Source organism: Pseudanabaena sp. 'Roaring Creek' (assembly GCF_001402795.1).
GTDB lineage: Bacteria > Cyanobacteriota > Cyanobacteriia > Pseudanabaenales > Pseudanabaenaceae > Pseudanabaena.
This window is the reverse complement of the sequence record NZ_LIRE01000300.1, coordinates 1-6,597: the sequence shown is the minus strand read 5'-3', so window position 1 is coordinate 6,597 and position 6,597 is coordinate 1. Positions and strand designations below refer to the sequence as shown.

Annotated in this window: 9 protein-coding genes and 1 pseudogene; 3 read left to right on the top strand and 7 right to left on the bottom strand. The window is 39.9% G+C overall.

Annotated features, from left to right (window positions below; translation table 11 throughout):
• The first annotated feature begins 246 nt into the window (after positions 1-246).
• On the top strand, positions 247-924 hold the full coding sequence (locus AC805_RS10385; RefSeq protein WP_055075370.1) for a hypothetical protein: 678 nt from the start codon (positions 247-249) through the stop codon (positions 922-924).
• A 76-nt stretch (positions 925-1,000) separates the two neighbouring features.
• Here the strand turns inward: AC805_RS10385 and AC805_RS10380 are convergent, their stop codons facing one another.
• Together AC805_RS10380 and AC805_RS27330 are read right to left on the bottom strand one after the other, a co-directional pair.
• Entirely contained in the window at positions 1,001-1,336 is a 336-nt protein-coding gene (locus tag AC805_RS10380) for a DUF5615 family PIN-like protein (RefSeq protein WP_055075369.1), read from the bottom strand.
• Positions 1,320-1,657, bottom strand: a pseudogene (locus tag AC805_RS27330) (DUF433 domain-containing protein). The gene AC805_RS10380 and the pseudogene AC805_RS27330 overlap by 17 nt, the downstream one beginning before the upstream one ends.
• A gap of 167 nt (positions 1,658-1,824) precedes the next feature.
• On the opposite strand from AC805_RS27330, the gene AC805_RS10370 reads away from it, so the two are divergent.
• Both AC805_RS10370 and AC805_RS10365 read left to right on the top strand, forming a co-directional pair.
• Positions 1,825-2,052 carry an addiction module protein gene (locus AC805_RS10370; protein WP_055075367.1) on the top strand — a complete coding sequence of 76 codons (228 nt, stop codon included), beginning with the start codon at positions 1,825-1,827 and terminating at the stop codon, positions 2,050-2,052.
• Positions 2,052-2,342: a type II toxin-antitoxin system RelE/ParE family toxin gene (locus tag AC805_RS10365; RefSeq protein WP_055075366.1), complete on the top strand. Its 291-nt coding sequence runs from the start codon at positions 2,052-2,054 to the stop codon at positions 2,340-2,342. The genes AC805_RS10370 and AC805_RS10365 overlap by 1 nt, the downstream gene beginning before the upstream one ends.
• Positions 2,343-2,474: 132 nt before the next feature.
• On the opposite strand, the gene prfA is transcribed toward AC805_RS10365, so the two are convergent.
• The 5 genes from prfA to AC805_RS10340 form a co-directional block, all read right to left on the bottom strand.
• The gene (prfA, locus tag AC805_RS10360; protein ID WP_055075365.1) at positions 2,475-3,581 is read right to left on the bottom strand and encodes a peptide chain release factor 1; all 1,107 of its coding nucleotides are present in this window, start codon (positions 3,579-3,581) and stop codon (positions 2,475-2,477) included.
• A 70-nt stretch (positions 3,582-3,651) separates the two neighbouring features.
• A complete protein-coding gene (gene rpmE / locus AC805_RS10355; protein WP_009627609.1) occupies positions 3,652-3,888 on the bottom strand; it encodes a 50S ribosomal protein L31 in 237 nt (78 codons plus the stop codon).
• 99 nt (positions 3,889-3,987) lie between these two features.
• Positions 3,988-4,632 carry a DUF4276 family protein gene (locus tag AC805_RS10350; RefSeq protein WP_055075364.1) on the bottom strand — a complete coding sequence of 215 codons (645 nt, stop codon included), beginning with the start codon at positions 4,630-4,632 and terminating at the stop codon, positions 3,988-3,990.
• Positions 4,629-5,714: an AAA family ATPase gene (locus tag AC805_RS10345; RefSeq protein ID WP_055075363.1), complete on the bottom strand. Its 1,086-nt coding sequence runs from the start codon at positions 5,712-5,714 to the stop codon at positions 4,629-4,631. Before AC805_RS10345 ends, AC805_RS10350 begins: the two co-directional genes overlap by 4 nt.
• A 9-nt stretch (positions 5,715-5,723) precedes the next feature.
• On the bottom strand, positions 5,724-6,221 hold the full coding sequence (locus AC805_RS10340; protein WP_009627612.1) for a GNAT family N-acetyltransferase: 498 nt from the start codon (positions 6,219-6,221) through the stop codon (positions 5,724-5,726).
• Positions 6,222-6,597 lie beyond the last annotated feature (376 nt).

Here is a 6,597-nt window from a genome sequence, read left to right as displayed (position 1 = left end):
CAATCACTTCTTTGCATCTTTGTGGGGATATGTGAAATTGGAGGTTCTTAAACTCAATTCTAAGCTCAATCATTTTGCTCTCAAATCCAAATTGTATATTAAGGCTTTGCAGCAATCTTACTTGGAATGGCAATCCCTGAAACCTTTTTAGACTTCTGCGTAAGGTGAGTCAATAATATTTCTGGATATCATGATGAGATAGATCAGATTGTACAAGATAAAAGACAGAAAGTATTCAAAGATACGATGGGAGGATTAGTCACACAGTTCCAAAAAAATAATAATCTGAAGACTGAAGAGGAACACAATGATGTAGATGAGTTATCAAAAGCCCATCTTTCTTTTCAATTTAGAATTCAAAGCATGACACTCTACGAAGATCTGTTACGAGTCCGTGATGAGAGAAATCACTTAACTCACCATTTTCTGTTAGATTGGGATATGGATAATATCGATCAATGTCAAAATGCCATAGAGTATCTTAATCAGCAATATCGACTAGCTAAATCAGTTATGAATCATCTAATTGATCTCGCTAAGATGACGGATGAAAGTACAAAGCAAATGGTAGATGTCATGATTGCTGAATTGATAAAAGAGACCATAATTAAAAAATTAGTAGATATCAATAAGCAAAAAAATAAGAATGGATGGACTTCACTTACCTTTGCTGAGCAACGCCTTAGCCAAGATATTTCCAGAGAAAATATAAATAAGCTTAATTACACATATAATTGCGGAACTTTGAGAGACTTTATGTCAAAAACAAGTATTTTTGATATTGATGACGAGAAAACAGCTAAGGGAACGAAAACGGTATATAGACTAAAACTTGATATTGATCTTGATAACTTGTCTATACTAATGCCTGAGTTGGTTGTCGGTGTAGACCAATCATATAAATTACAACCAAATAATTACTGAAGTAAAAATATATAACTTATTAATGTTTTGGGTGTTGAGAGGGGCGATCGCTGTTTGATTTTGGTGGAATGGCGATTCAACTTAAAATCACTAATATCGACTCAGAAGGATTACTATCTAGCAAATAGATTTGTTCCTTATACTTAGTGATGAGAGCTACAAGAATATCACGATTACAATTGCCAATTCTCAGCCACACAAGCTTCGGTGGATGTCCATAAAGCAAACTCCGTTGATAAAAATCTGAATCCTTAGAAACTATTGTAAATCCATTATTCCGAGCATATTCCCAAATATCCTCATCAGGAAAACCCTTTAATCCACAGTCACGAATGTGCATACTCTCTGGAAAATCTACAGACAATATGCGTGGCAACTTTGGAGACAAATTCTCATCAAACAGCAACTTCATAGGGAATCACTGTTAAGCGGCGATCGCGATCAGCAGCAAATGCAAAACAAGCCTGTATATCTACAAGTGTCAAATCAGGAAAATCATCTAATGAGACTGTAAAAAAGTTTGTGTAAACTCAGGCTAAAACTATTGATTTTTCGTTGAATTTGCCAATAAAACACAAAAAAAATTACAGTCTCCATCTAATACCTCTTCAACACTCATTCCCCCACCGAGATAGTCAAACACATCTGATACAGCAATGTGGGTATTAACTATACATGGCTTCCCACTACGAATATTTGGATTGATGTGTATGCGATCGCGATAGTTTTTCATAATCAAGACTTACACATAATCTAATCCTATGATAACAGCGTCCTTATAAGAATTCATATTTTGAAAATGCGCTCGCTCTTTAACTTTTTTGAAGTGGCGATATTACACCCATTAAATTTGTTTTTTGCTAGACTACATACCAAACACTCATTGCTTTGAGGTTATTTATGAGATCAATAGAGCTTCTTACGCAAGAATTATTATCTCTACCTAGCATTTCTAGAGCGCTATTAGCGGAAAAACTAATCGAAAGCCTAGAATTTGATACCGATCCAACTATTCAAGCAACATGGACAGCCGAAGCAAAAAAAAGACGTGATGCAGTTCGTGATGGCACTGTTCAAACAATCGAAGGAGAAGATGCTCTAGCTCAGGTAAGGCGGTTACTTGTGTAATGAAGTATGTATTTCATCCCGATGCACTTGCCGAATATTCTGAGGCGGTTCAATACTATGCTGAACAGAGAACGGAAATCACGCAAGCTTTTATCAATGCAATTGAAGATGCAATTTTTCGGATTAAAGACTCTCCTAATCGTTACGCCACAATTGATGAAGATATTCGACGATGCATGGCAAAGAAATTCCCTTACGGAATCCTCTATACGATTGAGCAAGATTATATTTTAATCTTAGCCGTGATGCATTGCAGTCGAGCAGTTGGGTATTGGAAAAACAGGAAGTAAGGCGATCGCTGGTTGATTTTTGTGGAGTGGCGATTGTAATTTTGGGTATTGATGGGATTATTCAGTCTGTATTAACAAAGTTACTACTACATGAGTGAGGTTAACACCAATGTCAATAACCATAGAAGAAGACTAAGTAACCAGATCGTCTCCAGTAGCGATCGCCAATTCCTGCAAACGCTCCTGCTGATCTTTGGAAATGCAACTTTGAATTACTTCCTCTAGATCCCCTTCCAAAATTGGCGGTAAAGTAAAGTTTTGTCCCAGACGATGCTCAGTTAACCGACTATCTTTGTAATTGTAAGTACGAATCTTTTCGGAACGAGAACCTGTACCCACCTGTGATCGCCGCATTGAGGTAATCTCAGCTTGCTGCTCGCGCAATTTAATCTCATAGAGTTTGGCTCGCAAAATCTGCATCGCCCGCTCTTTATTCTGTAACTGCGATCGTTCTTCCGTACAGAAAATTCTAATACCTGTTGGTTTGTGAAACAAATCAGCGGCTGTTTCCACCTTATTGACGTTTTGACCGCCAGCACCACCCGATCGCGCCGTAGACATTTCAATATCCTTCGGATCGATGTGAATCTCAACCTCATCGACTTCTGGCATAATTGCCACTGTCGCCGTTGATGTATGCACTCGCCCCTGAGACTCTGTAGCAGGGACACGCTGCACCCGATGCACGCCCGACTCAAACTTAAGTTTGCTATAAACGCGATCGCCTTGTACTTCAATGATCGCTTCCTTAAAGCCACCCATTTCCGCCAAAGTTTCACTTACCATCTTAACCCGCCAGCCTTGACGCTCGGCATAGCGCGTATATAGACGCACCAAATCTCCTGCCCAGATCCCCGCCTCATCGCCACCCGTACCCGCACGGATTTCCAGCATGATGTTCTTATCGTCATTAGGATCTTGGGGCAGTAAGAGGATTTGGAGACGCTTCTCTAACTCTTCTAACTTTGACGATAGTTCTTCGACCTCAAGAGCCGCCATTTCCTTAAGTTCGGGGTCATTTGACTCCTTCAGGATTTCTTGCGACTCTTTATAATCTTGCTCCGCCTTACGAAAAGTGTCGTAGGTCAGAACCGTCTCTTCCAACGAAGCACGCACCTTCGCAATGCGCTGAAACTCGCCGTGATCGGTCGCCACGTCAGGATCTCCCATCCGACGAGTCAGTTCATTGAAGGTTTGTTCTACAGATTCGAGCTTTTTGATTAAGTAAGCAGCAGGCATGAAATTTGAGTTACCGCAAAAAGAAAGTGAAAATTCAGCTTATTTAGGTCAACCTTAAATCAATTCTTGGCTAGACCTGATTTTCGACAGCGGCTTTTTCATCAAACATACCGTACTTACGTAAGAAGCGCTCTACGCGACCTTCGGTATCGATAATCTTTTGCGTACCAGTATAGAAGGGGTGATTGCCCGACCATACATCAACATTAATTTCAGGATGAGTAGAACCAATTGTCGCTACCACTTCACCGTTGCAAATTACTTTTGCTTCGGGATACCACTTTGGGTGAATTCCAGCTTTAGGCATAGTCTTAGCTATAAAAAATCAAAAATTAAGCTTTTCTAGACTAACACGTAATTATACAAATAGGAAAAGACAATTTGCCATATCTTAAATTTTTTGAGTTTACGCAAGACTTTCAAGACGCACAATCCAACTGTTAAATATCGGACATTCGCGGCGAATAGTTTCTAAACCGATGTCTAGGGCAACTAATGAGCCATGTAAAACCTTATCGTATTGACTAAATATACTGAGAATCCGCTTAGAGGGTGCTGTCGTATAGCCATCATTAATATGCTCAGGTGACGGAAACTCACAGCGAATCTTTCTCAGATTAACGACTACTTGTGGATCATCACACCAGTTTTCAAAAGCTTCGGGTTCACTGAACAACAAACTTTCAAACTCATGAATCATCAGGTTGGCAATGAAGTTTGATTCTGCAATATCATCCTGAAAGGATTGCTGAAGTATCTTTGCTCTCTTAACTGATGCTAAACCTGTAGGTATTGCTAATTTTGGGAAATCCTTCGGGAATCCATAAAAATCGATCAGTGTCGTTACCCACGCATTAGGGTCTTCCTTACATTTTTTTTCAATCTGATTTTTAAGCTTGCCATAGGTTGATATACCACCTTTACCGATTTTACTGGTACGCAAAATAATGGGATTAATCCAAATATCTAGTCGAGCAAAATGGCTCGTTAGCAGTTCTCGCACAAAGGTTTCTTCGGTTTGCCCCTCACAGAAAATATGGACTCTAATCATCGCGATGGTCTACCACCCAACAGATTTTTTTGCCACAATTCACCTAAAGAGTACTCTTCTAGCCATTCAGCTAAAGCATCTTCATCTAGTCGGTGTAAATGTGTTGCCCCTTCGATGCGATCGCACACAATTACATCAGAGACATCAAACTCATTGAGTAATGCTACTGACTGGGTAGAAACTATGACTTGCTTAGATTTGGCTGTAGAGCGCAGCAATGAAGCCAGAACATTAATGGCGTAGGGATGTAAGCCCAACTCTGGCTCATCGATCAAAATCATTTCGGGCTGCTTATCCTCTGGTTGCATCAACACAGTCGCAAGACAAATAAACCGCAAAGTCCCATCGGAGAGTTGATAGGCTTTAAAGGGTATATCTTCACCTTTTTCAACCCATTCCAGTTGAATTTGGTCTTGATTATTAGGATCAGGACGCAAATAAAAATCCCCAAAGAATGGCGCTACTAACTGAATCGTTTTGACAATTCTTTGATAGTGCGTTTGATACTGCTCTTTTAGGAAGTAAAGATATGCTGCTAAATTTTGAGCGTCTGATCTAAGATAAATATTATCGTTTATGGCTTGACGTTGTTTGACTAAAGAACTATCACCAGTATCGTGGAAGTGGTAGAGTCGCCAACTTTGCATTACTGGTACTGTGTAATCGTAAATTTCTGTACGCTGCTTTTGTGATTCAACTCTAGTCTCAAAATAACCCGAGCCAACATGCCAATCACCGTATCTATTCCACCAGAAATTCTCATCAGCAAAAACCATGCGGTTATCTTGGGTTGGCTCTAGAACAAATTTGTAGCCGTTATTACCAAAGTAAAATTCAGCAGTCATTTGCGGAGTGCTTTTGCGCCCGAAATACAGTAGAGAATCTGGACCACCTTGCTTACTGACATAAAGCTGTAAGTTTCTAGCAAGTATTTGTTGAATCATGCGAAAGATAGCGATAAAGTTGGACTTGCCAGAGCCATTAGCCCCAATCAAGACATTGAGTTTTTTTAATTTAAGATCACATTCACGGATTGATTTAAACCCTTTCAGTACAATTCTTGATAACTGATCTTGGTTCATGGTTGTAGCCTATGGATACCAAAACATACCTTTAATGCCTTCGGGATCAGCGTTGAAACCTAGTTGACTGTAAAACTCGACCACATGGGCATCGGCGAAGAGGCTGATATTGCTAATGTCGGATTTGCGTAACTCGCGGATCATTTCCTCCATCATTGCTTTGCCTAACCCTCTACCTTGAAAATCAGGATGGATCACCACATCCCATAGAGTGGCATTAAAGGCATAATCAGAGGTAGCACGAGCAAACCCTATTAAACGTCGAAAACCACCACGATGCTCCCACATTGATAGGACAACAAAACTATGTTGTAAAGCAATCCGAACCTTACGAATTGGTCGCCTTGCCCATCCCACTGAGTCACATAACTCTTCTAGTTCGTAGAGATCGATATCTTTTTCAGTGCTAAAGAAAATCTGTCCGCTTTGGTTTGGCACTTGGCGAAGTTTTGTTTTTTTTGTCGGTTCTAGGGTGTCAGAACCAAATAAGCTTTTCCAGAACCCCATTTGCCCAGTTTATATATAGCGGCGATCGCCCTGTTTGTTACAGATATTCTAAACGCTTTAGTATTGTATCTGCTTTTGTTGAAACCAAGCGATCGTAAATATATTGATCGTGATATTGCCCGCGATCGATCATGATATTGGCGATCGCAAATATGGCAATCGTAAGTATATAAGGTGTGATTATTGAAATACTGGAGGCTTTTAGTCAGTCTCGTCTCTATGTTGGTAGAATTATGCCATCATTGCTGCCTTTGCTTGAGTCACTATTTATTTCTTTTAGTAGCTAGGCATAATTAAAATTCAGATCTAAAACCTGCGGTGCACGCGCAGCGTGCGCCGCAGGTTTTAGGGTTTTATATTTAATTAAGCCCACTTA

Bases quoted from the DNA above. Each gene is read 5' to 3' on its own strand.
- AC805_RS10370 (WP_055075367.1), top strand. From the start codon at position 1,825: ATGAGATCAATAGAGCTTCTTACGCAAGAATTATTATCTCTACCTAGC.
- AC805_RS10340 (WP_009627612.1), bottom strand. From the start codon at position 6,221: ATGGGGTTCTGGAAAAGCTTATTTGGTTCTGACACCCTAGAACCGACA.
- AC805_RS10385 (WP_055075370.1), top strand. From the start codon at position 247: ATGGGAGGATTAGTCACACAGTTCCAAAAAAATAATAATCTGAAGACT.
- rpmE (WP_009627609.1), bottom strand. From the start codon at position 3,888: ATGCCTAAAGCTGGAATTCACCCAAAGTGGTATCCCGAAGCAAAAGTA.
- AC805_RS10380 (WP_055075369.1), bottom strand. From the start codon at position 1,336: ATGAAGTTGCTGTTTGATGAGAATTTGTCTCCAAAGTTGCCACGCATA.
- AC805_RS10350 (WP_055075364.1), bottom strand. From the start codon at position 4,632: ATGATTAGAGTCCATATTTTCTGTGAGGGGCAAACCGAAGAAACCTTT.
- AC805_RS10345 (WP_055075363.1), bottom strand. From the start codon at position 5,714: ATGAACCAAGATCAGTTATCAAGAATTGTACTGAAAGGGTTTAAATCA.
- AC805_RS10365 (WP_055075366.1), top strand. From the start codon at position 2,052: ATGAAGTATGTATTTCATCCCGATGCACTTGCCGAATATTCTGAGGCG.
- prfA (WP_055075365.1), bottom strand. From the start codon at position 3,581: ATGCCTGCTGCTTACTTAATCAAAAAGCTCGAATCTGTAGAACAAACC.